Consider the following 23,591-nt stretch of genomic DNA (forward strand, 5'->3'; position numbering starts at 1 on the left):
CCAGGTTTTCCCTGCCGATGTTGTTCGCCGTGCTGAGCGGCGCCGCCGCCGCGGCGCCTCAGGTAGGCGTCAGCCCCTGGGGCCCCAAGGATGAGATAGGCCGGCTCAACCTGATCACCCCGGCCTCGCGCGCGGCCATCATGGCGCGCGTCTCGGGCGCGCAGGCCTACGATCTGGCGGTCGACTATTTCATCGGCATGCCGAGCTGGCAGGCAGCCGGCGATCCGCCGTACCAGATGTGGATGACCCATACCCCGCACGGCAACCTGGTGGCCGACTCCATGCAGGTGGGCGAGGCGATGAACCGGCATGTCAGCTACAGCGGGTCGGCAGTTTCCATGTACGCGCACATGGGCACGCATATCGACGCGCTCAACCACTTCGGCCTGAACGGCAAGATCTGGAACGGCTATTCCGCCGCCGAGCACCTGGGCGATCGCGGCTGGAAAGTCACCGGCGCGGAGAAGCTGCCGCCGATCGTCGCCCGCGGCGTGCTGATCGACGTAGCCGCGGCCAAGGGACTGGATATGCTGCCCGACAACTACCGGGTGACCCGGCAGGACCTGCGCGACGCGCTGGCCAAGCAAGGCACAGGGCTGCAGAAGGGCGACGTGGTGCTGATCCGCACGGGGCGCATGCAACATTATGAAAATGCCCAGGCGTACATGGCCAACCCGCCGGGCCTTGGCCTGGATGCGGCCAGGTTTCTCGTGGAAGAGGGCGGCGCCATGGTGGTCGGTGCCGATAACCTGAGCTTCGAGACCTTCCCGGCGGAAGTGCCCGACAACTACATCCCGGTGCACACCTATCTGCTGGCGCAGCAGGGCGCACCGATTATCGAACTGGTGAACCTGGAGGCGTTGTCGCGCGACCGCGTCTACCAGTTCGCCTTTATCGGCGCATCGCTGAAGTTCCGCGGCGCCGATGCCGCGCCCATCCGGCCGGTCGCCTTGCCCATCAAATAGCGTCGGCAAGACTCCGGCGCGGTCACCCGGTTCGGCGGGCCATACTTCGGCGGCAGGCCTGGAGCCGAACGAGTATGCTAGCTATTGTCACGAGCCGGAGAATCAAGATGGACAACGATCGGGAAATTGCCACCCTGGGGGGCGGTTGCTTCTGGTGCCTGGAGGCGGTGTACCAGCAAGTCAAGGGCGTGCGCGCCGTGGAGTCGGGTTACACCGGCGGGCACGTGAACCATCCGACCTACGAGCAGATTTGCGACGGCGACACGGGACACGCCGAAGTGGTGCGCGTGAGCTTCGACCCTTCGGTGATCAAGTATCGCGAGATCCTTGAGATCTTCTTTGCCATCCACGATCCCACCACGCTGAACCGGCAGGGCAACGACGTGGGCACGCAGTACCGCTCGGCCATCTTCACCCACACCGAGCCGCAACGTGCCATGGCTGAGTACGTGATGCGCGAGGTGACTGCGCAGAAACTCTACGATGCGCCGCTGGTGACGCAGATCGAGCCCGCGCAGCCGTACTGGCGCGCCGAGGAAAGCCACCAGAACTACTACCAGAATCATCCGAACCAGGGCTATTGCTCCTTCGTGATCTCGCCCAAGCTGGCCAAGTTCCGGCAAAAGTTCGCCCACCTCCTGAATCGCTGAGGCGCTGGCCGGCGGCTAGCTGCCGGCCAGCCGTTCGGCAATCGCTTCGGCCAGGCGCAGGCAGGTCAGCGGCGCGGAGCCTTCGGCCTTGTTGCTGACGATCACGTAGGCGGGCTGGCCCGCCCGCAGCGTGCGTACCACCTGCTCCGCGATCACCGCGCGGGTATGCGGGTCTTCGTCGATCAGCCGGTCGAACGGCGCGTAGCGGGATTCGGCCTGCTCGTAGGCAAAGCCGGCATGCAGCATCCAGCGCAACACCAGGGGACCGGGCTCACCTTCGTCCATCAGCGCCTGCGCCGGCAATTGCCGTTCCGCGGGCGGCATGCGCTCGCGCGCCGACAGGCAAAAACGTACGCCGCGTGCGCGCAGCAACTTGATAAAGCGGGGCGTGAGCAGGCTGGCGTCGCGCAGTTCCACCGCGTAGCAGGCGTGCGGCGTGGCGCAGGGGTCGAGTGGCGGCAGGGCGCCGAGGAAGGCATCGAGCCGCGACAGGAAGCCGGTACTGTCCGCGGCCATCGCGCCCAGCGGCGAGAGCTGGAACAGTAAAGGCCCGCATTTGGTGCCGAGGCCCGCGGTGGCGGGCGCCACGAAATCCCGCGCGGCGATCGCGGCATCCAGGAAGCTGGCATTGGCGAGCCGGCCCGCGCCCTCGGACGTGCGCAGCCACGGATCGCAGACGCTCGCCGGAGCCTTGACCAGGAAGCGGAAATGCGCCGGCACCTGGGCCGCGTAGGCCATGTGGTCGGCCAGCGGAATCGGTGCGTAGAAGCCGCGATCGATGCCGGCGGCCCGCAGCAAGGGATGCTGGGAGTAGGCGGCCAGCCCCTTGCGCGAGAGCAGGCTGTCGCTGTATTCGCCCTGGTAGACCAGCCCGTTCCAGCCCCCATAGGACCATGACGACGTGCCGAGATGCAGGCCGGCCGGCAGGCGCTCCGCCAGCGCCAGCAGGGCAGGGTCCGGCTGCGGCGCCTGCACGATCTTGCCGCGCGCGGGTTTGGTGGCAGGCGTTGCCGGGTTCGCCCCGGCATTGGTTGCGGTAGTGCCGGGAGCGGGCGGTGCCGCTGGCTCCGGCAGGCCGCCGAACAGGTCTTCAGTCAAGTAGCTTCAGTCAAGCGATTTGTCGTAGATATAGCGACGCGACCAGGGCAGGCTCTGCGACGGCAGGCCGGCCTTGTGGCAAACCACCTGGTAGATCGACATCTTCTCGGTGTCGAAGGCATGCCCGCATCCTGCCAGGTAGATGCGCCAGATGCGGTACTTCTTTTCGCCCACCATGGCGCGGATGGTATCACCCTGGGCTTCGAAGTTATCCGCCCAGTGGCGCAGCGTGCGCGCGTAGTGGCCGCGAATCAGTTCGACATCGGTGGCCTCCAGGCCCCCGCGCTGCAGCGTGTTGAGCACCATGCCGATGTGCGGCAGCTCGCCCTGCGGGAAGACGTAGCGATCCATGAATTCGGAGCCGTCCATGGGCGTGGCGCCGCTGTCGGGATCGGGCGACGTGATGCCATGGTTCATGGCGTAGCCGTCGTCGGCCAGCAAATCGCACATGCGGCTGAAGTAAGCGGTCAGGTTGTTCTTGCCTACATGCTCGAACATGCCGACGCTGGTGATGCGGTCAAAGGTGCCGGCGGTATCGCGGTAATCCTGCAGGCGGATCGCGATGCGGTCCGACAGCCCTGCCCGCCTGACGCGCTCGGTGGCCAGGTCGAACTGGTTTTGCGACAGCGTGATGCCCACGCAGCGCGCGCCGAACTTATCCGCCGCGCGCATCACCAGCGCGCCCCAGCCGCAGCCGATGTCAAGCAGCGTCTGGCCTGGCTGCAGCCGGATCTTGGTCAGGATGTGGTCGATCTTCTTGCGCTGCGCGGTGGCGAGATCTTCGTTGCCATGCTCGAAATAGGCGCAGGAATAGACCATGCCCGGATCGAGCCAGAGCCGGTAGAACTCATTGGAAACGTCGTAGTGATACTGGATGGAGGCTTTATCGGCTGCCTTGGTGTGCGCGAAGTGCCGTGCCACCCGCGCCAGCGCGCCGCCGGCCTGTGCGCTGGCGGCCGCCGAGAAGCGGTACGCCACGGCGATGATGTCGCTCAGCTTGCCGTCGAGATCGATTTTCTCCTGCACATAGGCTTCGCCGAGATTGTCCAGGCTGGGCGTCAGCAGCAGGGGTAGCGCGCCCGCCTCGCGTACCGTGAGCGTCACCGCCGGCTGCTCGAAGCGGCCGAGCGGATACTCGTTGCCGTTCCACAGGCGCAGCTTGACGGGGAGATTGGCCTGATCGCGCAGATCGGCGATCCAGTGGTCCAGTTGCTTGTCCAGTGCTTGCTTGAAAAACATGCGGCCTCCCTCCTGACAGGTTGCGGCACACTCCTCGAACTCACAGCAGCGGGCAGGCGGGGCCTGCTCGTGGCGGCCGCCTCCTCCCGGTGGCGACCTTTATCCACTTTACGACAAATCTTAATATTGTGCAGTGCGCGGCCTTGCCGGCCGGCACCGCGTTCAGGGCGACAGGCGCACGATCCGCCAGGCACCATCCGCCTGCAGCCGGTAGGCGATCCGGTCGTGCAGCCGAGAAGGCCGCCCCTGCCAGAACTCGATCCGGGTCGGCACCAGGCGATAGCCACCCCAGTGCGCCGGGCGCGGCGGGTTATCGCCAAACTTGGCGCGGAAATCCGCTTCGCGCTGCTCCAGTACCGTGCGGTCCGCTACCTCGCGGCTCTGCTCCGAGGCCCACGCGCCGAGGCGCGAGCCGAGCGGCCGTGTTGCGTAATAGGCATCGCTCTCGGTTTCGGTCACTTTTTCAACGCGGCCTTCCACGCGTACCTGGCGCTCCAGTTGCACCCAGTGGAATAGCAGCGCCGCGCGCGGGTTGGCGGCAATGTCCAGGCCTTTGCGGCTTTCGTAGTTGGTGAAGAAGGTGAAGCCCTTTGCATCCATGCCCTTGAGAAGCACGATGCGTGCCGAGGGCTGGCCGTCGGCGTCGACGGTGGCCAGCGTCATGGCATTGGGCTCGGGGAGCTTGGCGTGGATGGCTTCATCGAACCAGCGCTGGAACTGGCTGATGGGATCGGACGCCACATCGGATTCGGACAGCGATCCGAGTACGTAGGTGCGGCGGAGGTCGGCGAGTTGGGTCATGTCGGATCAGGTATCGAGTCAGCAGGCCGCGCGCGGGCAGGCGCCCTGCGCGTGCGGCCTGTCTGCTTTGAGTATAGCGAAAGCGAAGCAAGCCGCATTTGCGCGCGCGCAAGTCGCCGGCGAGGCCGCTTGCGCTTCAGGCTGGCGGCGGCAACTTGCGGGCCTTGCCGCGCGAGTAGTAGCCCGCCACGCCCATCGCGCCCGCCATCGACAGGAAGATCGGCAACATGCCGAGCGCCGTGCCGACCACGCCGAAGGTCAGCGGCCACACTACCTGGCTGGTATTGAGCACGGCCGAGCGCAGGCCCAGCGCCTCGCCGGCGCGCCCGGTGGGCGAGGCCGTATGCAGGATGTTCATGACGTTGGGCTGTGCGCTGCCCAGCGCCAGCCCGAGCAGGAAGGCCAGGCAGCACATCAGCCAGAACGCGGTGACGAAGGGATAGATCAGGTAGGCCACCGCACCGACCAGCAATGCAACGCGAATCACCATCCATTCGGACAGCCGGCGCGACACCAGCGGCATCGCCACGCGGATGGCAAAGGTGGCAATGGCAAAGGCGCCCAGCACCCAGCCGATCGACGAGGGCGCGAGGCCAACCCGGGTGCCCTGGATGGGAATCAGGAAGGCGTGCAGGTCCCAGGCCGCGGACAGGACCGCGCTGGCGATAAAGACTGCGCGCAGTTCCGGATGGGCGAGCAGGCTCAGCGTCGAGTTGCGCGTGCCGTCCACGATCGCGCCGCGCGCGGCCCGTCCGCCCTGTGCCGGCAGCCGTCCGCGCACCAGGTGCAGGCCAAGCACGCCGATTGCCGCTACCGCCACCAGCACGAAGAAGGCCGGGCGGTAGCCTGCATGTTCGATCACGTAGCCCATCACGACCGGGCCCAGCGTGCCGGAGAACGACAAGCCCAGCGCGTGCAGCGTGTAATTGCGCAGCCGCGTGGCATCGGTGGAAATCTGCCCGATCAGCAACTGCATGGCAACCTGCACCAGCATGAAGCCAACGCCGATCAGCGCGCAGGAGAGATAGAGCGCTGCAATGTCCGGCCACACCGCCGGCAGCAGCGTGCCCGCAACCACCATCAGCGAGCCCGCCGTCATCGGCTTGCGCGGGCCGATCTCGTCGATGCGTTTGCCGGCGTGGATGGCGAGCAGCATCGGCAGCAGCGCATACAGCGACATCAGGATGCCGAGCGTGACGGTCGAGGCTTTGAGCGAGAGGGCGAACAGCGACACCACCACGCGGCTGGCATTGAAGGCCACGTGGTTGCACACCGTTAGCGCGATCAGGCAACTGATCGGCGGGACGGTGGCGTGTAGCGGCGTCATGCTGGGGCGGGGGCTGGAAGGAAATCGGAAAAAACAAGTGCGGCCGAAACCGCACCCAAGAAGGACTCCAACGCCGGAATCAACCCGTCGCCGGACATCCGCTTAGTGCCATGTATTGAAGACTTTGTTGTAAATGGCTGTTTAATTATGCGAGCGGCGTGGGCGATATACAACGACAGACTGTGCTTATGCACCAAAGTGTTGCGAAATTGCGTCGCGGAATACGCGCGTCTGTGGGCGCGTGTCGCCGACAGGCAACGCCGGGCCGGCAGCCCGGCGCGGCTTAGCCGCCCTGGTACAGGGAGGTCTCTGGCGTAGCGCGCTGAGGTCGGCTGGGGCGGGCCGGCCGGGCGGGCGCGGTCAGCGCGTCGGGCGAGGGCGGGGGGCCGGCGCTCTGGCCGGTCTTGCCTGTGCTGCCCGTGCCCGGGTCCTGATAGGCCTGACCGGGCGGCGGCGCGGTGGGGCGCTTGCGGATTTCCGCCAGCAGCCTGCCGCACTGGCTGCTCTCGTCGGCCGTGGAAAGGTCGACCAGCGGCAGGATGGCGGCGCCGACCGGCGCCACCAGCGCCAGCGCCACCACGCCGCCGGCGCGCAAGGCCAGCACGCCGATGTCCGGGCTGACCGAGGGCTTCTTCAGCGTGCCGCCCACGTAGAGCGGCGAACGCAGCGAAAAAATGCGCAGGCCCTTGGACTCGGGCCGGACGGTGAGCGCAAGCCGCTCGCTGGCCAGGTCGACGGCGCCGCTGGTCTCGATCACCGCGTCCTGGGTGTCGAGGACGAAGGTGCGCGCGCGGGCCACCCCCTTGGTGAACGTGAAATCGCTGACGCCGCAGTTGATCTGCACCGGCTTGTCGCCGAACAACTGGCGGATCACCACGCTGCCTACGTTCAGGCCCATTGCCTCCAGCAGGAACTTGCTGACTGTGCCGTTCTCCACCAGCAGCTTGGCTTCGCCATTGGACGTGCCCAGCAGCGTGGCCACCGAGTTGCCGGTGGCGCTCAGTCTTGCGCTGCCATTGAGCTCGCCGATGCTGGCGCGCATCGTCTCGAACTTCGGGAACAGTTGCTTGAGCTGGAGATGGCGCGCCTTTATGTCGATGGTGGCGGCCAGCGGCTCGCGCTTGCCGTCGAGTTGCAGTGACGACGTCAGGTTGCCGCCCGCCACGCCGAAATTCAGCGGGTCGAGCGTGAGCACGCCATCGTTGAGCTTGAGATGGGTGACGAGGTCGGTGATCGGCAGGTCGGTGGTGCGGATGATGCGGTTGCCCGTGAACTTCACGTCGGCATCGATGCTGTCCCAGCGCTCCGTGCGGAATGGCGCTACCGGCAGGGCCTTGTCGGCGGGCTGGCGCACCGTGCTGTCCGAGGCAGCCTGCCCGGGCTTGGCGTCCGCGCCGATCAGCGGGGCCAGGTCTTCGACGCGCAGCTGGTTCGATTCCAGCTCGCCGGACAGCAGGGCGCGCGGCTGGCGCTGGGTGTACGTGAGCGAGCCGTTCAGGTCGCTGCCGCCGACGCGGCCGGTGAACTTGTCGTAGCGGTATTCCGATGCGCCCTTGCGCAGTGTGGCAACGAGCCGGCCGCGGGTTTCGTAGGGCGGGGTGCTCGGCAGCACGATGCCGGTCAGCGCGTAGAGCTTGGCCATATTGTCGCCCGACAGTTGCAGGTGCATGTCCAGCGCACCGAGGTGGGCAGGGTTGGTCAGCGTGCCCTCCACCACCGCGCGCGTATTGCCGACCCGCACTTCGGCCTGCAGGGGAAAGGGCACGTTGGCGTCGCGCAGGCTCAGTACGGTACCGGCCTTGCCGCTGGCGTTGATGGTGGTCTCGTTGTAGCGGCCCGTGGCCTTCCAGCGGATACCGTAGCGCGGGCCGCCGGCGCTGCTTGCACTGCTTGCACTGCTGGTGCTGCTGGTGCTGCTTGTGCTGCTTGCACTGCCGGCGTGGCCGGATGCGCCGATGGCACTGGCGGCCCCCGTGCCGGCCGCGCCGGATGCCGGCGGCGCGATCAGCGCGCCGTCGCGGGTCTTCTCATAGAGAGCCGCGTCGCCGATGGTGTCCAGGCGCGCCTGCAGTTCGATCTTCATCGCCTTGTCGGTCAGGGCGAGATCGCCGCGCGCCAGCGCCACTTCGCCGATATCCAGCCGCCATTGCGAAGGCGTTTTGCTTGCCGGGGTGGCGAAGGTCCAGTTGTTGCGCCGGTCCGCCAGCCGCTCCAGCCAGACTACGGGGCTGTCCACGACGATGGTGGGAATCGCGATCTGATGGGAGAGCAGCGGCACCGGGCGCAGCACGAAGATCAGTTCGCGCACGGTGGCGAAGTTGGGCTCGCGGGCCCACTCCGGATTGCCAATGGTGATATCGCGCGCGGAAAGGCGCGGCCAGGGCACCCACGTATGCCAGCCGGTTTCGCCCTCGGCGCCGCGCCAGGTCAGGGTAAGGTCGCCGTTGACGGCGAAAGGCCGGCCGATGGCCTCCGAGACCTTCTGGTTAAGCCACGGCCTGAGCCGGTTCCAGTCGAAGGTCGCAATCACCACGACGAGCGCAGCGATAAGCACCAGCGGCGTCAATACACTCCAGAGAATGGCCTTGCGGCGCACGGGCATGGGGTCGGTTTCCTGAGTGGCGCGGGCAGCCGCGCGCAGTCTGCGAGACAATGCGGCGGTCGAACCACGGCTGTGGGTATTGTATAGTTGCGCGCCCCGTTCTCCTGTCGGCGCTTGGCTGACAAGGTGCCTCAACGCGCGCTTTTCCCCGCAGTCTCTCTTCAAAACCAGCAAGCTTCGAGCAAGAAATGAGCAACCTCGTCCCGGAAACCTCCGTCCCGCCGGAACTGGCGCAACTGCCGCCGGCCCTTACCCACGAGAGCCCGGAGGAGGACGACTACCACCGCCGTTTCGGCGGCGTGGCGCGCCCGTACGGCGCGGGNCGGCGGCGTGGCGCGCCTGTACGGCGCGGAGGGCCTGGCGCGGCTGGAGGCGGCGAACGTCTGCGTGGTCGGCATCGGCGGGGTGGGCAGCTGGGCGGCCGAGGCGCTGGCGCGCAACGCGGTCGGCCGCGTCACGCTGATCGATCTCGACCATATCGCGCTATCCAATACCAACCGCCAGATCCACGCGCTGGGCGACGCCTATGGGCGCGCCAAGGTGCAGGCCATGGCCGAGCGCATGGTGCAGATCAACCCGCGCTGCCGGGTCACGCAGGTTGACGATTTCGTCACCCCGGACAATGTCGTGGAACTGCTTGACGGATACGACTACATCATCGACGCGATCGACTCGGTCAAGGTCAAGATTGCCATGCTGGGCTGGGCGCGCCGCGAGGGCCGGCGCATCATCACCTGCGGCGGCGCCGGCGGCCAACTCGACCCGACCCGCATCCGGGTCGTCGATTTCTCCCGTACCGTCCAGGACCCGCTGCTGGCCAAGGTGCGCTCCAGCCTGCGCAAGGACTGGGGCTGGCCGCGCAATCCCAAAAGAAAGTTCGGCATCGACGCAGTCTACTCCGACGAACCCTTGCGCTATCCCGAGCCCGAACAGCAGTCCTGCGAAATCGACGAAGCCCCGGAAGGCGCGCCAGGCGGGCCAGCCGCGCCGCCGGCCGGCCCGCAGGGGCTGGCCTGCGCCGGCTTTGGCTCCTCGGTGGCGGTGACCGCCGTGTTCGGGATGGTGGCGGCTTCGAGCGTGCTGGCCGCCCTCACGGCACCGGACTGACGTCTCGCGTCACGCCGCAAGCCGCGCCAGCAGGGCAGCCAGTTCGGCCTCGCCCGGTGCGGTATTGTCGAAGTAGGCCAGCTCTGGGTATTGCTCTGGCGCGGGCATGAAGCGCCGCGTGCGGTATTCCTCCCAGTGCGCCAGCTTGTAGGCGTCGTTGGGGTTGCCGCGCCGCACGATGCGGGCGCGGGCCTCGTCTTCCGGCAGGTGTACCCACAGCGTGCGTACCTTGGTGCCGGCGGGCACGCGCAGCCAGTCGGGGTCGTGCAGCAGATGGTCGCGCACCTCGCGCGATAGCGGGCCCACCACGATCACACTGATGCCCAGTGCGAGGTTTTCGCGCGCGGTATCGAGCAGGCCGTGGTATTCGGCATTGCGCAGGTGCTTGAGGTAGGTCGGGCTGTCGCGGTCGTTCGGGTCGCCGGTCAAGGCGCCCATCGCCGCGGCGCTGTAGGCGCCATAGAGCGTGTCTTTGTCGAGCAGGCAGAACGGCTCGCCGGTAGCCTGCATCAGCGGGCCGATCAGGCGGTGGGCCAGTGTGGTCTTGCCGGTGCCGGCATGGCCGCAGAAGAAGAGCAGTCGGGGCATGGGAAGCGGGGGAGCCTGGTGAGAGGGAAGTGCCAAGCCGTCAGCATAACCCCGCGGGCGCGGGCAGCCTCCGCCGCGCAGCGATTTGTCCTGGATCAGACCCGCACTCCACGGATTCGGTATCCTTGCGGTTTGCGCGTTTTTGTCCCACCGATATGACCGAGTCCTCCTCCCCAAGCACCGCCACCCTGGCCCCCGACCTGTTGCTGGACGAGCCGGTGACCGACGCCACCCACGCCGAATTCGTTCAACTGCTGGATGCCGCCACGCGCGCGGACGATGCGCATTTCCTGGCGGCGCTGGACGAGTGGATCGATCACACCCGCCATCATTTCGGGCAAGAGGAGGCGTGGATGGAGGCGATGGCCTTCGGCCCGCAGCATTGCCATCGCGGCGAGCACCAGCAGGTACTGGCGGTGGCTGGCGCGGTACGCGAGAAAGTGGCCGAGGGCGACCTGGCGCTCGGCCGGCGCCTGCTCTCGGAACTGCCGGGCTGGTTCGACCAGCATGTGAAGGGCATGGACGCGATGATGGTCAGCCACATGCGCGAGAACGGCTTCACGCTGATCGAGTCACCGTCCGGGCAGGCGGCCTAGTCTGCCTTGGCTGCCGCGCGGTCCAGCACGACAAAGTGCTTGCGCACCGCTTCGAGCACCTCGAACAGACCGGTGAAGCCAGCCGGGATCACGCAGGCGTCGCCGGGGCCGAATTCACGGGCATTGCCCGCGTCGTCGCTGATGCGCAGGCGTCCGCTGATGACGTGGAAGAACTCCTCTTTGCCAGCCGGGAAGGCAATGCGCCAGGCACCCGGCTCGCAAGCCCAGATACCGCAATCGAAATCACCCTGGCAGGCACTGTAGTGCGTCCAGGTGGTGCGGTCCGGGTTGCCGGCGACCAGCCGGTCGGGGCGCGGGCGGTCGTTGCTGGGCAGCGGTTCGGGGTCGGTCTGGAAATCGGTCAGGCGGGGCAGGGAAGCAGTCACGGCGAGAGCAGGATCATAGGTAGCCAGGTAGGGCGGCGGGTCCGGCCCGCCGCACGCAGCTGCCAGTTTAATTGAGCGCCGAGGCCAGCAGCCGGCGCCAGCGCGAAACCGCTTCGGGCTGGTCGCTCATCAGCTTGAATACCGACAGCATTGCGGTGCGCCCGATATCGTCCTCGAAGGTACGGTCCGATCGCACGATGGCCAGCAGTTGTTCCAGCGCCTTCTCGTATTGCCGATGCGCGATCAGCGCGCGGGCCAGGTCCAGTCGCGCCTGCAGGTCGCCGGGCGCTGCGGCGATGCGGGCCTCCAGCGTGGCTGCGTCGGGCAGGTCGGAGACGCCGCGCATGGCCTCGATCCGGGTGCGCAATGCCGCGTAACCGTCCTCCTGGGCCGCGCCCGGCGACAGCATGCCGAACTCCGCCTGGGCCTGGTCCAGGGCGTCCTCGTCGAGCAGGAAGCCGATGTACTCGAGGCGAGCCGCGTCAAAGCCGGGATCGAACGCCAGCGCCGCCTGGAAGGCTGACCTGGCGGCGTCGCGGTCGCCCACGGCGGCATGATCGAGCGCGGCGCGCAGGGCCACCTGGCCAGGATCGGGCATCACGCGGGCAATAAACTCGCGCAGGCCGGACTCGGGCAGCACGCCGGTGAACTGGTCGGCCGCCTTGCCGTCGGCAAATGCCACCACGTGTGGAATGCTGCGCACGCCGAAATGTGCCGCCAGTTCCTGGTTTTCATCCACGTTCACCTTGGCCAGCCGCCATTTGCCGGCAGCTTCCCCTTCGAGCTTTTCCAGCATAGGCCCGAGGGTGCGGCAAGGGCCGCACCAGGGCGCCCAGAAATCCACCAGCACCGGGATCTGGCGCGACGTCTCGATCACGTCCGTCTCGAAATTCTGCAGGGTTACGTCACTCATGGCTTAGTCTCGATAGTGGCACGCCCGCGGCGGGGCCGCGAGGGATAACGCGCAATGACGCGCCTTGCGCGCCGACCTCCCGCATTTTGGGGCGGGACCCGCCGATTGCAACCGTGGCCCATCGAAGCAACGATGGGCAAGGGTAAGCGATGGATTGAAAATAGAACGGTCGTTCGGTTATATTCCTTGATTCATTGCTTCATTGCTTCACTTGCATTCCAAGACCAGGTCGGACAGACCGCACAGGAGACCCATATGCAGACCACCCAGCCCGCGCGCCCGCATTTCCAGTTCTGGCCCAAGCGCGCGCCCACCGAGATCGTGCTGCCGGAGACCTCGCTCTGGTACAACCTGGTGGTCTCCGCGCAGCGCTACCCCGACAAGGCAGCCATCCGGTATTTCGGTAACGCCATCACGTTCCGGGCGCTGGAAGCCCAGGCCAGCGCAGTGGCGGGCTGGCTGCAGCAAAAGGCGGGCGTGAAGAAGGGCGACCGGGTGCTGCTCTACATGCAGAACTGTCCGCAATTCATCATTGCCTACTACGCGATCCTGCGCGCGGACGCCGTGGTCGTGCCGGTGAACCCGATGAACCGTACCGAGGAATTCAAGCATTACATCAGCGATGCGCAGGCCACCGTGGCGATCTGCAGCGCGGATCTCGCCGGCGGGGCCGAGCAGGCCAACGCCGAGCTGCCGGCCGGTGAGCGCCTGCAGCATCTGCTGGTCACGCAATACAGCGATGCGCTGCCGGCCAGCTACGAAAACCCGGAAGACGCCCCGGCGGCCTGGCTGACCACCCAGCATCCGTTGCCCGCCGGCGCTACGCCGTGGGCCGAAGCGCTCGCCGCGCAACTGGTGCCCGGACCGCATACCGCCGGCCCGGACGACATGGCGGTGATGCCCTATACCTCGGGCACCACCGGTTTCCCCAAGGGTTGCATCCATACTCACCGGTCCGTCATGCATAACGTGATCGGGGGCGGCATCTGGAGTGGCAGCGGCGCGGAGTCGACGATCCTGTCGGTGCTGCCGCTGTTCCACGTGACCGGCATGCAGTACGGCATGAACGGCCCGATCTATAGCGGCGCCACCGTGGTCATGCTGCCGCGCTGGGACCGTGAAGTCGCGGGCCGGCTGATCTCGCGCTACCAGGTCACGCACTGGACCAACATCCCGACCATGGTCATCGACTTCCTGGGCAGCCCGAATCTCGACCAGTTCGACCTGTCGAGCCTGCGCTATATCGGCGGCGGCGGCGCGGCGATGCCGCAGGCGGTGGCCGAGCGCCTGAAGCAGCAGTTCGGCCTGAACTACATCGAAGGCTACGGGTTGTCCGAGACCATGGCCCCGACCCACAGCAACCCGGGCGACCGGCCCAAGCTGCAGTGCCTGGGCGTGCCGACCTTCAATACCGATGCGCGCGTGATCGACCCGGTCACGCTCAAGGAGGTGGCGGTCAATGAGGTCGGCGAGATCATCGTGTGCGGCCCGCAGGTGTTCAAGGGCTACTGGCGCAAGCCGGATGCCACGCGCGATGCCTTTATCGAGTTCGAGGGCAAGACCTTCTTCCGCACCGGCGACCTGGGCCGCATGGACGAGGAGGGCTACTACTTCCTTACCGACCGGCTCAAGCGCATGATCAATGCGTCGGGCTTCAAGGTGTGGCCGGCCGAGGTCGAGAATCTGTTGTACAAGCATCCCGATGTGCAGGAGGCCTGCATCATCGGCACGCGCGACGCCTACCGCGGTGAGACGGTGAAGGCGGTGGTGGTGCTAAAGACGCATGCCAGGGGCAAAACCACGCCCGAGGACATCATCGAGTGGGCCAAGGAGAATATGGCGGCCTACAAGTACCCGCGCGTGGTGGAGTTCGTCGACGCGCTGCCCAAGTCGGGCACCGGCAAGGTGATGTGGCGCGCGTTGCAGGAAAGCGAGAATGCTCGCAACGCGGGATCTCAGCCGGCCGCGGCCTGACCCCATGGCGCTACGCCTCGGGCACGCCCCGGGGGCAAACCAGCGGGGCGTGCGCGGGTACATCAGTGCCCGCGCACGCGCACCAGCATCTTCACCATGGTCTTGTAGCTGCGCTCGCGCGCGTGGCGGGTCGGCGAGGTGCCGTCGCGGTCGGGAAGATTGGCGTCCGCACCAGCGTCGAGCAGCAACTGCACCGTGTCTTCATAGCGCGCGCTGCCATCGCCCATGACGATGGTTTCCAGCAGGGCGGTCCAGCCCTGGCGGTTGACATGGTCGACCGCGACGCCAGCCTTCAGCAACACCTTCACCACTTCGGTATTGCCATGCTCGCAGGCCACGATCAGGGCGGTGCTGTCGTTGATGTCGGTGCTGGTGAGGTCGGCGCCATGCGTGAGCGCCAGCTGTACCATTTCAAGCTGCCCGGTGGCCGCGGCCAGCAGGAAGGGGCTGTTGGATTCGATGTCCTTGCGGTTGACGTCGGCGCCAGCCGCCACCAGCGCCTTCGCCACTTCGGTGTGCCGGCTATAGATCGCCACCAGTAGGGCGCTGCGGCCGCGTTCGTCGGTGGTCTGGGCCGAAGCGCCGGCCGCCAGCAAGCGCTTGACCAGTTCGAGGTCGCCCAGCGTCGCTGCCGCGATCAGGTTGCGGTCGAGCCCGCCCACGCTATCGTGCGCGGTGGTGGCGGAGCCGGCGCCTTGCGCGTGCGATCGCGGCGAGGCCTGGGCCGGGCCGCCGCCGGCGGGGCGCGCCGCCAGGCTCGTTCCGCCGGGGCCGGCCAGCAGCGCGCCGCCCATCAGCAGGCCGGTCAGTCCCAACACTTCAGCAAGCACCAGTCGGCGGGGGCGGGCGGAAGTGCGCGGCATCCTGGTGGCTCCCGGGTCAGGCGGTTTCGCTGACAGCCTGTGCGGCCGTGGCATCCGTATCCTGCAGCCGGCGCCATAACCGGCCAAGGTAGGGATCGTCGACGCCGTTGGTGGCAAGGCCCAGCAGCGTCTGCTGCAGGTATTCGCGCGCCGGCCCGTAGAGGCCGCAGGCGTGACGCAGGCGGGCGACCACGCTGTCGTCGGGCAGGCGTCCGGCATAGGCCTCATGCGAGCGGTTCATCACGAAGGCCAGCGCGCGCTGCGGCGGGCAACCGTTCATCTTTACGTTGAGCCAGCGCGGATGATAGGCGCCGGTGAGCATCTCGCGGCGCCACAGCAGGCGGAACTCCTGCTCGATCATGTGATGGGGGATGCGGAAGACGACGCCCTGGCAAGAACCGCCACGGTCCAGGCCGAGCACCAGGCCGGGGTTGTCCCAGGTGCCGCGATTGATGCGCGAATACAGGTAGAAGCCGCGATGGTATCCATGCACGCTGGCCAGCCGGCGGTCCGTGTGAATCACCATCGGGTTCCAGATCAGCGAGCCGTAGCCGAACACCCAGACATCGCCTGCCAGCCCGGGCGTATCCGGCCGCTGGTCCAGCGTAGCGCGTAGCGAGCGTTCGAAAGCTTCTTCGGGAAGTAGCGAGGAAGCCACCGGCGTGCTGCAAAGTGAATCACGCAGCCGATCCGTTTCGAGATCTTGTCGGGTGATGGCCATGGTGCAAGCATAATCCAAAGCCGCGCGGCAGGCGGCATGGAAACCACATGGCGTGCAGAAATCTCTGCAAGCTCCGGCTGGTTGTATGCGATAGACAACGGTCATGCCGAGATTCGGCAGGTACCCGTGGCCGGCCAATCTGCCAGGACGAGGTGGCGGTACCGGCCGCTATGTCTTTACAATGTGGGATCAACCAGGAGATCAGGCTATGGCGCGCACGCTCACGGTAGTTTTCGGTACCGGCAAGGAATTTGGCTTCACCATTGGCGACGCCGAGCTGGCGGCGGTTACCGAGGACGCTGGCTGGCGCTGGTTCGACCGCGAATATGCCGAACTCGATTGCCAGGCTTCCAGCCCGGTGGGCAAGGTGCTGGTGATCGACAAGATCCTGAGCGTGGCCAAGTTCTCCGGCGAGCAGCGTTTCGCCAGCGATGCCGCCTGGGCCCAGGACTATGCGCGCCATGCCGCGCGCCTGCTGGACCGTGACAAGGTGCGGGTCGACGTGAGCAGCGCGGCGATCAGTTTCTGAACGCACGGGCCGGAACGCAAGAGGGGCGCCCGCGGGCGCCACTCTTGCTTGTGCCATCCGCGCGGGATGGGATGCCGGTGGGCGCCGCCGGTGCGGCGCCAAGGCGATCAGACCGCCAGCAGTTCCACTTCGAACAGCAGCGTGGCGTTCGGCGGAATCACGCCGCCCGCGCCGCGCGCGCCGTAGCCCAGATCGGCCGGGATCACCAGGCGGCGCGTGCCGCCCACCTTCATGCCTTGCACGCCTTCATCCCAGCCGCGGATGACGTGGCCGGCGCCCAGCGGGAACACGAACGGGTCGTTGCGGTCCTTGCTCGAATCGAACTTGCGGCCAGCCTGGCCGTTCTCATAGAGCCAGCCGGTGTAATGCACCGTGACATGCTTGCCTGCCGTGGCTTCGGCGCCTTCGCCGGTGACGGTGTCTTCATATTGCAGGCCGGAGGGAGTGGTATTCATGGATGGCTTCCTTGTGCTGTATCAGCGAGGGTCACGGGTTCGGTGAGGCCGGCGGCATGCCGGCCGCACCGGGCGGATGGGTAATTCTGAACCTGGTAATGCTGGTAACGCTGGTAACGCGAAAACCGCTCGGGAGCCGGGCTTAGCCCTGGGGCTGTTGCAGGACCTCGAGCGTAATGCGGACGTTGTGGTCGTCGTCGCTGACCCAGATCTCGCTGTCCTGGATCGTTACGGACAACCGCATGGCGCGCTGGGCCAGGGCGGCGAGTGCTTCCACCGCCTCGGCCGGCACATTGTAGATGGTCACGTTGCGCAGCTTGCCGGCCTTGCCGGCCATGCCTTTCCACCATTCGCGCGCGCTCGCGCCATTGTAGGTGAACACGGTGACGCGATCGGCGCGCGCGGCGGCGCGCTTCAGGCGCGACTCGTCCGGCTGGCCCAGTTCGATCCAATGCGCGATCTCGCCGGTCAGGGTCTTTTCCCACAGGTCCGGCTCGTCGGGCTCGTCCAGGCCGCGGGTGAAGGTCAACGTCTCGCTGGCTTCGCAGGCAAAGGCCAGCAGCCGCACCATCATGCGCGCATCGTTCTCGGACGGATGCTTCGCGATGGTCAGGGCGTGGCTGCCGTAGTAGGGCCGGTCCATGTCGGAGACGGACAGTTCGGCCTTGTAGATGGTGGATTTAAGTGCCATGAAGGAAGCGGAAGCGGCAAATGCTGCGAGAAGCGAAAGGCCGCATCATACGTGAATCGGACGCGGCGTTCGCAACGACACCGTACCGGGTCCGTGCCATGCCGCCTGGAATGGGCTCAGGCGCCCACGGCGCCCAGCGCGATCGCGCTCAGCCTGGCGGCGAAGCCGGGCTGGTTTTGCCAGGCTTCGCCCAGCAAGTGGCCGGTGCCGGGCAGGTCGATCACTTCCACCCGTTCGGCCAGGCCGGCACGGGCGGCAAGCGTGTCGGCAATGCCCGCGGGGATGACCTTGTCTTCGGCGCCGCGTACCAGGGTCAGGCGGCCGCGGAATTGCGCGATCCGTTTAAAGGCGAGCGAGGCACGCCAGCTGCCGGGCGTGCGCAACACGGCGGTAAAGGCCGGGCCGAAGGGCAGTTCGAAAGCGGCGGGGTCGTAGGCGGCGCCCACCAGTGTCAGCAGCCGGTCGATCCGGTTGCGCGGTTCGGCGGCCAGCCGCACGGCGATTTCGCCGCTCATGCTGATGCCGATCAAGGCGCGGGGACCAGCGCCATCCAGGTGGGCCAGCGCCGCCTCGGCTTCGCGCTGGCGCTTGGCCAGCGAGTTGGGCGTGCGCGCCGAGCTTTCGCCGTGGCCGGAAAAATCGATGGCGATGCTGCCCACGCCTTGGGCGGCGAGCGCTTGCCGCAACGCCAGCCAGCGCGCGCGGTGGCTGGTGCCGGCGCCGTGCAGCAGCAGGCAGTTCGCGCCGTTGCCGGCGTCGATGCGGTCGGCGGCCAGTGTCTCGGGGCCGGTTTCGATGTCAAAGCGCTGGGGCGTGCTCATGGATGGCCTGGCGCGAACATTGGCGCCGTCATGGACGCCGCTCGCTTTAGCGGGACTTTCGGTAATCGCTCAGGTAGTAGCGCAGCAGCGCCGAGGCCAGGTTCAGGCAGAGAAAGGCGGTTGCCACCACCATGGCGTGTCCTGCCGGACTGTCGATCTGCCCCGACAGCGCCAGCCCCGCCAGCCAGCTTCCCACCGGCAGGATCAGCAACGGCACCAGTAGCGCGCGGCGGCCATAGGTGCGCAGCGCCCAGGCCGGAAAGCGGCGCAGGAACGCCATCGGGATGCTGCAGATCAGGCAGGCGCCCGCAGCCGCCAACGACGCCGCCACCACATCCCCAACTTGAATCGTGACCATTGTTTTCGGGTTTCCCGTTCAGGCGGAAACCGGGAAAAATGGCCCCGCCGGAAAAATGCAAACCGCTGATTTTACAGAAGAAACCGGCTCTTCAGGCGTCTCCGGCCCGACATCAGGCGGTGCTGCGAAAACTAACTGTGATGTCGCTGTCACTTGGATGCCGGCGCGGCCGGCATGGCTTCCACCGAAATCGTCAGGACCACGCTATCGCTCACGTCGGGCAGGAAGCGCGTCATGCCAAAGGCGCTGCGCGACAGTACCGCGCGGAAGTCGCCGCCGCAAACGTGGCGCTTGATGCCAAACAGCGAGATGTCGCCACAGCTGAAGCGCTCGGCTTCCAGCCGCAGCGGTTGCGTGACGCCGTGCAGGCTCAGCTCGCCCTCCACGGCCACCAGCCGGCCGCCGTCCTGCACGAAGCGGTTGGCGCGCAGCCGGACCACCGGGAAGTTCTGCGCATCGAGGAACTGGGCCGAGCGCAGGATGCCGTCCAGCGTGCGGTTGCCGGAATCGACGGAGTCGGCGTCGACCGTAAAATCGACAGCGCCGCTGCCGCTGGTTTCGTCATAGCTGATGCGGCCATCGATCTTGCCGAAGCGCCCGCGTACCGAGGTTCGCTCGAAATGGCTGGCGGCGAAGTACACCGCGGTATGGGTCGGGTCCACCGCGTAGCTGGCCGGCTCGGCCCGCGCCGTGCCGGGCAGGGCCGGCGCCAGCAGGCAGAGCGTGCGAAGGACGGCAGTCAGGTAGCGCATGATTGCTCTCCCCGGTGTTTTCAGTGCACGAACACCGGCAGCAGGAAGATGCCAATCACGGACAGGAAGCCGATGGTCCAGCACAGCGTGCGCAAGGTGGCGCGATCGGCCAGGTAGCACACCGTGTACAGGATACGCGCGGCGATAAAGACCAGCGCGAGCTCGTCGATGCGCGCGGCTGGCGCCTGCAGGTGGGTGGCGCACAGCACCGCGGCGGCGAATAAGGGGAAGGCTTCGAAATGGTTGCGATGCGCCATGTCGGCGCGCCGGGCGCGTCCGGCCTGTTTTTCCAGCCAGCCGCGCGGATCGTGGTTGTCGTAGGCGTTTCCGCTCGCCTTGGCGATGCCAACCGTCATCACGGGCAGGATGCCTGCCACCAGCACACACCAGAATGCGATCGGCATTGTCATTTCCTTTGCTTGGAGGCACGCGCCCGATGGCCGGCTGGCCGGCCGCCGGGCATGCCGGCGGCCGGGGCGGTCAGGCCGCCACTACCCGGATCTTCACGCCAGCCACGCTGACCACCTGGCCGGCGCGGATCTTGGCGGTCTTGCGCGATTCCACCGCGCCGTCGACCGACACTTCGCCGGCCGCCACCAGCGCCTTGCCGGCGCCGCCGCTGTTGCACACGCCGGCCACCTTGAGCAGGTCGTTCAGGGCGATATGCTCGCCCTCGAGCGGGAAGGTTACGGTTTGCATGGGTTTACTTCCCCCAGCTGTCGCGCAGGCCGACGATGCGGTTGAAGACCGGCTTGCCCGGCGTCGAATCGACCCGGTCGGCCACGAAGTAGCCCTGGCGCTCGAACTGGAAGCGGTCTTCCGCGGCGGCTTGCTGCAGGCCGGGTTCCAGGTAGGCGGTGACGATCTTCTTGGATTCCGGGTTCAGCGCGTCGAGGAAGTTCTTGCCGCCGGCATCCGGGTTGGGGTCGTTGAAGAGACGGTCATACAGCCGCACCTCGGTTTCATAGGCATGCGCCACGCTGACCCAGTGGATATTGCCCTTGACCTTGACGCTGTCCGCGCCCGGCGTGCCGCTCTTGGTCTCGGGCAGGTAGTTGGCGTGCACGGCGATCACCTTGCCGTCGGCGTCGCGGTCCACGCCCGTGCATTCGATCACATAGCCGTAGCGCAGGCGCACCTTGCTGCCGGGGGTGCCGTCCTTGGGCGCGAACAGGCGGAAGTAGCCCTTGGGCGGCGCTTCGCTGAAATCGTCGCGCTCGATCCACAGTTCGCGCGACAGCGGGAACACGCGCAGGCCCAGCTCCGGCTTCTTGGGATGCACGGGCGCCGAGCAGTCTTCGCTCTGGCCTTCGGGGTAGTTGTCGATGATCAGCTTGAGCGGGTCCAGCACCGCCGCGCCACGCGCCGCGCGCGCATCGAGGTCGTCGCGCACGGCGCCTTCCAGCGTGCTCATGTCGATCCAGCTATCGGACTTGGCCACGCCGATGCGATCGCAGAACAACTGGATCGATTCCGGCGTAAAGCCGCGCCGGCGCACGCCCACGATGGTGGGCATGCGCGGATCGTCCCAGCCGTCCACGCGGTTTTCAACGACCAGTTGCAGCAGCTTGCGCTTGCTGGTGATGGCGTAGGTCAGGTTCAGGCGGGCGAATTCGTACTGGTGCGGCAGCGGCTCGCTGAACACGCCGCATTCGCGCAGCTGGGCCAGCACCCAGTCGTACAGCGGGCGGTTGTTCTCGAACTCCAGCGTGCACAGCGAGTGCGTGATGTTCTCCAGCGCGTCCGAGATGCAGTGCGTGAAGTCGTACATCGGGTAGATGCACCACTTGTCGCCCGTACGGTGGTGATGCGCGTGGCGGATCCGGTAGATCACCGGGTCGCGCATCACGATATTGGGCGCGTTCATGTCGATCTTGGCGCGCAGCACGTGCTCGCCGTCGGCGTACTTGTCGTCGCGCATGTCGCGGAACAGCCGCAGGTTTTCCTCGACGCTGCGGTCGCGGAACGGCGAGGGCGTGCCCGGGCGGGAGAAGTCGCCGCGGTTGGCGGCAATCTGCTCGGCGCTCTGGCTGTCCACGTAGGCCACGCCGCGCTCGATCAGCTTTTCGGCGAAGGCGTAGAGCTGGTCGAAGTAGTCGCTGGCGTAATACAGGTGGGGCTGCTGGCTGCCGTCCCTGGCGGTGCTGTCCCAGCTGAAACCGAGCCAGTGCACCGCGTCGATGATGGAGTCGACGTATTCGGTATCTTCCTTGACCGGGTTGGTGTCGTCGAAGCGCAGGTGGCAGCGGCCACCGTAGTCGCGCGCCATGCCGAAGTTCACGCAGATGCTCTTGGCGTGGCCGATATGCAGGTAGCCGTTGGGCTCCGGCGGGAAGCGGGTGATGACGGGGGGCAACGGCTCGCCCTGGGCATCCTGGCGGCCGGCGTAGGTGCCGGCGGTGAGGTCCTGGTCGATGATGCTGCGCAGGAAATTGGATGCGGCGGGCGTGTTGTCGTTGGCTTTGGGGTCGTTGCTCATGGTGGCGCCGGTGGGCGGTTAAGTCAGGGGCGGGGCGGCGGCCGGCGTCTGGCGCGCAGCCCGCCGCGCTGCTCGATTGCATGGCGGAATGCCGGGTCGGGTGATTTTACCGTGCCGGCGGCCAGAGTCGTGCAAACTCCGCGCGGCAGCGCAAAAACAGCCGCCGCGGCCTAGGATGGAGGGAGCGCATCCGCCCCCTGGAGCATTGCCGCCATGCCGAATCCAACCCCGACTCCAACCCTTGCCCCTGCCTCCCGCCCGACCCCGGCCGAAGCCGTGGCCGGACTCTGGCACGCCGCCGGGATGCCCGCCGCAGCCCTGGGCCGGCTGCAACTCACCGGCACCGACCCGGTGCTGCCGTCGTCCTTTGCCGTGGGCACCGCCGCCCAGGCCAGCCTGGGCGCCGCGGCGCTCGCCGCCGCCACGCTGTGGCAACAGCGCAGCGGACGCTGGCAGGATGTTGCCATCGACATGCGCCACGCCCTGGCCGAATTCCGCAGCGAGCGCTACCTGCGCGTGGAGGGCGGCCCGGCGGCGGAGATGTGGAACAAGATCGCCGGCGCCTACCGCTGCGGCGACGGGCGCTGGGTGCGCCTGCATACCAACTTCCCGCATCACCGCGACGGCGTGCTGCGCATCCTGGGCTGCGCCCATGAGCGGGCCGCCGTGGAAGCCGCCCTGCAACGGTGGGAGGCCGAGGCCTTCGAGGCTGCCGCTTCCGAAGCCGGCCTGGTGGTGGCCGCCATGCGCAGCTTCGAGGAGTGGGACCAGCATCCGCAGGCGCAGGCGCTGCGCGGCCTGCCGCCGTTTACCCTGGAGCGGATCGGCGAGGCGCTCCCGGAGCCGCTGCCGGCGCTGCCCGCTGCCGGCGCGCGCCCGCTGTCGGGTGTCCGCGCGCTCGATTTCACGCGCATCATCGCCGGCCCGGTGGCCGGGCGTACCCTGGCCGCGCATGGCGCGGACGTACTGCTGGTCACCTCCGCCCACCTGCCTGCCATCGAACCGCTGGTGATCGACACCGGGCGCGGCAAGCGCGCCTGCCAGCTAGACCTGCGCGATGCCGACGACAAGCGTGCCTTGCACAAACTGTTGCACGGCGCCGATGTGCTGGTCCAGGGCTACCGGCCGCATGGCCTCGCCGAACTGGGCGTGGGGCCGGAGGCGGCAGCCCGGGCGCGGCCGGGCATTGTCTATGTGACGTTGAGCGCCTACGGGCACGTCGGGCCGTGGGCCGGCAAGCGCGGCTTTGATTCCCTGGTGCAGACCGCCACCGGCTTCAACCATGCGGAAGCGCAGGCAGCCGGCAGCGACGAACCGCGTCCGCTGCCGGCCCAGGTGCTGGATCATGCCGCCGGCTACCTGATGGCGCTCGGCGCCATGGCTGCGCTGCACCGGCGCGCCGTCGAGGGCGGCAGCTGGCATGTGCGGGTATCGCTGGCGCAGGTTGGCCAGTGGCTGCGTGGCCTGGGGCGGGTGGAAGGGGGATTGCAGGTGCCGGACCAGCGGCTTGAGGATGTGGCCGACCTGATGGTGACATTGCCGTCGGGCTTCGGCGAACTGAGCGTGGTGTCGCATGCGGGCCGCCTGTCGGAGACCCCCGCGTACTGGGCGCTGCCTTCAGTGCCGCTGGGCACGCATGCGCCGGAGTGGCTGGGGGGGGGGGGGGGGGGGGGGGG

Annotated in this window: 24 protein-coding genes and 2 pseudogenes; 8 read left to right on the plus strand and 18 right to left on the minus strand. The window is 67.4% G+C overall.

All coding sequences use genetic code 11. The features are described from left to right. The first annotated feature begins 17 nt into the window (after positions 1–17). Together CF70_RS10805 and msrA are read left to right on the plus strand one after the other, a co-directional pair. The gene (locus tag CF70_RS10805; RefSeq protein WP_051648251.1) at positions 18–965 is read left to right on the plus strand and encodes a cyclase family protein; all 948 of its coding nucleotides are present in this window, start codon (positions 18–20) and stop codon (positions 963–965) included. A 107-nt stretch (positions 966–1,072) separates the two neighbouring features. After that, on the plus strand, positions 1,073–1,615 hold the full coding sequence (gene msrA / locus CF70_RS10810; protein ID WP_035863988.1) for a peptide-methionine (S)-S-oxide reductase MsrA: 543 nt from the start codon (positions 1,073–1,075) through the stop codon (positions 1,613–1,615). A gap of 15 nt (positions 1,616–1,630) precedes the next feature. Here msrA and CF70_RS10815 read toward each other — a convergent pair whose 3' ends face one another. The 5 genes from CF70_RS10815 to CF70_RS10835 form a co-directional block, all read right to left on the minus strand. After that, complete coding sequence (locus tag CF70_RS10815) at positions 1,631–2,713, minus strand: DUF72 domain-containing protein (RefSeq protein ID WP_035863991.1); 1,083 nt, start codon at positions 2,711–2,713, stop codon at positions 1,631–1,633. Positions 2,714–2,719: 6 nt separating this feature from the next. Beyond that, positions 2,720–3,952: an SAM-dependent methyltransferase gene (locus CF70_RS10820; protein WP_035863993.1), complete on the minus strand. Its 1,233-nt coding sequence runs from the start codon at positions 3,950–3,952 to the stop codon at positions 2,720–2,722. A gap of 162 nt (positions 3,953–4,114) precedes the next feature. Next, a complete protein-coding gene (pdxH, locus tag CF70_RS10825; protein WP_035863996.1) occupies positions 4,115–4,753 on the minus strand; it encodes a pyridoxamine 5'-phosphate oxidase in 639 nt (212 codons plus the stop codon). Between the two features lie 136 nt (positions 4,754–4,889). After that, complete coding sequence (locus CF70_RS10830) at positions 4,890–6,080, minus strand: MFS transporter (protein WP_035863999.1); 1,191 nt, start codon at positions 6,078–6,080, stop codon at positions 4,890–4,892. Positions 6,081–6,363: 283 nt separating this feature from the next. Then, entirely contained in the window at positions 6,364–8,682 is a 2,319-nt protein-coding gene (locus tag CF70_RS10835; RefSeq protein ID WP_035864001.1) for an AsmA family protein, read from the minus strand. A gap of 188 nt (positions 8,683–8,870) precedes the next feature. Between CF70_RS10835 and CF70_RS37650 the strand changes: the two are divergent. Then, positions 8,871–9,004, plus strand: a pseudogene (locus CF70_RS37650) (tRNA threonylcarbamoyladenosine dehydratase); the annotation flags it as partial. A gap of 1 nt (position 9,005) precedes the next feature. Beyond that, positions 9,006–9,789 (plus strand): annotated as a pseudogene (locus CF70_RS10840) (tRNA threonylcarbamoyladenosine dehydratase); the annotation flags it as partial. Between the two features lie 9 nt (positions 9,790–9,798). Here the strand turns inward: CF70_RS10840 and CF70_RS10845 are convergent. Beyond that, positions 9,799–10,377: an AAA family ATPase gene (locus CF70_RS10845; protein WP_035864003.1), complete on the minus strand. Its 579-nt coding sequence runs from the start codon at positions 10,375–10,377 to the stop codon at positions 9,799–9,801. Positions 10,378–10,532: 155 nt separating this feature from the next. Here CF70_RS10845 and CF70_RS10850 point away from each other — a divergent pair, with 155 nt between their 5' ends. Continuing rightward, positions 10,533–10,973: a bacteriohemerythrin gene (locus CF70_RS10850; RefSeq protein WP_035864005.1), complete on the plus strand. Its 441-nt coding sequence runs from the start codon at positions 10,533–10,535 to the stop codon at positions 10,971–10,973. Here the strand turns inward: CF70_RS10850 and CF70_RS10855 are convergent. Both CF70_RS10855 and trxA read right to left on the minus strand, forming a co-directional pair. Continuing rightward, positions 10,970–11,359, minus strand: a complete 390-nt coding sequence (locus CF70_RS10855; protein WP_035864007.1) for a cupin domain-containing protein — start codon at positions 11,357–11,359, stop codon at positions 10,970–10,972. The genes CF70_RS10850 and CF70_RS10855 overlap by 4 nt on opposite strands. A gap of 67 nt (positions 11,360–11,426) precedes the next feature. Next, positions 11,427–12,272 carry a thioredoxin gene (gene trxA, locus CF70_RS10860; RefSeq protein WP_035864008.1) on the minus strand — a complete coding sequence of 282 codons (846 nt, stop codon included), beginning with the start codon at positions 12,270–12,272 and terminating at the stop codon, positions 11,427–11,429. A gap of 255 nt (positions 12,273–12,527) precedes the next feature. Here trxA and CF70_RS10865 point away from each other — a divergent pair, with 255 nt between their 5' ends. After that, entirely contained in the window at positions 12,528–14,246 is a 1,719-nt protein-coding gene (locus tag CF70_RS10865) for a long-chain fatty acid--CoA ligase (protein ID WP_035864010.1), read from the plus strand. Between the two features lie 62 nt (positions 14,247–14,308). Here the strand turns inward: CF70_RS10865 and CF70_RS10870 are convergent, their stop codons facing one another. Beyond that, positions 14,309–15,109, minus strand: coding sequence for an ankyrin repeat domain-containing protein (locus CF70_RS10870; RefSeq protein WP_081862119.1), 801 nt, complete (start codon positions 15,107–15,109; stop codon positions 14,309–14,311). A gap of 16 nt (positions 15,110–15,125) precedes the next feature. Beyond that, positions 15,126–15,830, minus strand: a complete 705-nt coding sequence (locus tag CF70_RS10875; protein ID WP_035864012.1) for a gamma-glutamylcyclotransferase — start codon at positions 15,828–15,830, stop codon at positions 15,126–15,128. A gap of 208 nt (positions 15,831–16,038) precedes the next feature. Between CF70_RS10875 and CF70_RS10880 the strand changes: the two genes are divergently transcribed. Next, a complete protein-coding gene (locus CF70_RS10880) occupies positions 16,039–16,359 on the plus strand; it encodes a hypothetical protein (protein ID WP_035864014.1) in 321 nt (106 codons plus the stop codon). A gap of 107 nt (positions 16,360–16,466) precedes the next feature. Here the strand turns inward: CF70_RS10880 and CF70_RS10885 are convergent, their stop codons facing one another. The 8 genes from CF70_RS10885 to CF70_RS10920 all read right to left on the minus strand — a co-directional run bounded on the left by CF70_RS10885 (position 16,467) and on the right by CF70_RS10920 (position 21,915). Beyond that, positions 16,467–16,814 carry an FKBP-type peptidyl-prolyl cis-trans isomerase gene (locus CF70_RS10885; protein WP_035864016.1) on the minus strand — a complete coding sequence of 116 codons (348 nt, stop codon included), beginning with the start codon at positions 16,812–16,814 and terminating at the stop codon, positions 16,467–16,469. A gap of 142 nt (positions 16,815–16,956) precedes the next feature. Next, positions 16,957–17,505 (minus strand): YaeQ family protein, encoded by a 549-nt coding sequence (locus CF70_RS10890; RefSeq protein ID WP_035864018.1) that lies wholly within the window; start codon positions 17,503–17,505, stop codon positions 16,957–16,959. A 116-nt stretch (positions 17,506–17,621) separates the two neighbouring features. Continuing rightward, positions 17,622–18,326 (minus strand): alpha/beta hydrolase, encoded by a 705-nt coding sequence (locus CF70_RS10895; RefSeq protein ID WP_035864020.1) that lies wholly within the window; start codon positions 18,324–18,326, stop codon positions 17,622–17,624. Between the two features lie 46 nt (positions 18,327–18,372). Beyond that, positions 18,373–18,684, minus strand: a complete 312-nt coding sequence (locus CF70_RS10900) for a hypothetical protein (RefSeq protein WP_035864023.1) — start codon at positions 18,682–18,684, stop codon at positions 18,373–18,375. Positions 18,685–18,833: 149 nt separating this feature from the next. Further along, a complete protein-coding gene (locus tag CF70_RS10905; protein WP_035864025.1) occupies positions 18,834–19,436 on the minus strand; it encodes a YceI family protein in 603 nt (200 codons plus the stop codon). Between the two features lie 20 nt (positions 19,437–19,456). Further along, positions 19,457–19,840 (minus strand): MAPEG family protein, encoded by a 384-nt coding sequence (locus tag CF70_RS10910; RefSeq protein ID WP_035864027.1) that lies wholly within the window; start codon positions 19,838–19,840, stop codon positions 19,457–19,459. Between the two features lie 76 nt (positions 19,841–19,916). After that, positions 19,917–20,135, minus strand: a complete 219-nt coding sequence (locus tag CF70_RS10915; RefSeq protein WP_035864028.1) for an RNA-binding S4 domain-containing protein — start codon at positions 20,133–20,135, stop codon at positions 19,917–19,919. A gap of 4 nt (positions 20,136–20,139) precedes the next feature. Further along, entirely contained in the window at positions 20,140–21,915 is a 1,776-nt protein-coding gene (locus tag CF70_RS10920; RefSeq protein ID WP_035864030.1) for a glutamine--tRNA ligase/YqeY domain fusion protein, read from the minus strand. Between the two features lie 213 nt (positions 21,916–22,128). On the opposite strand from CF70_RS10920, the gene CF70_RS10925 reads away from it, so the two are divergent. Next, positions 22,129–23,591: CoA transferase (locus tag CF70_RS10925; RefSeq protein ID WP_063830452.1), on the plus strand; the 1,463-nt coding region annotated here is incomplete at its 3' end.

Origin of the sequence: Cupriavidus sp. SK-3, assembly GCF_000611145.1 — a bacterium.
Classification (GTDB): Bacteria; Pseudomonadota; Gammaproteobacteria; order Burkholderiales; family Burkholderiaceae; genus Cupriavidus.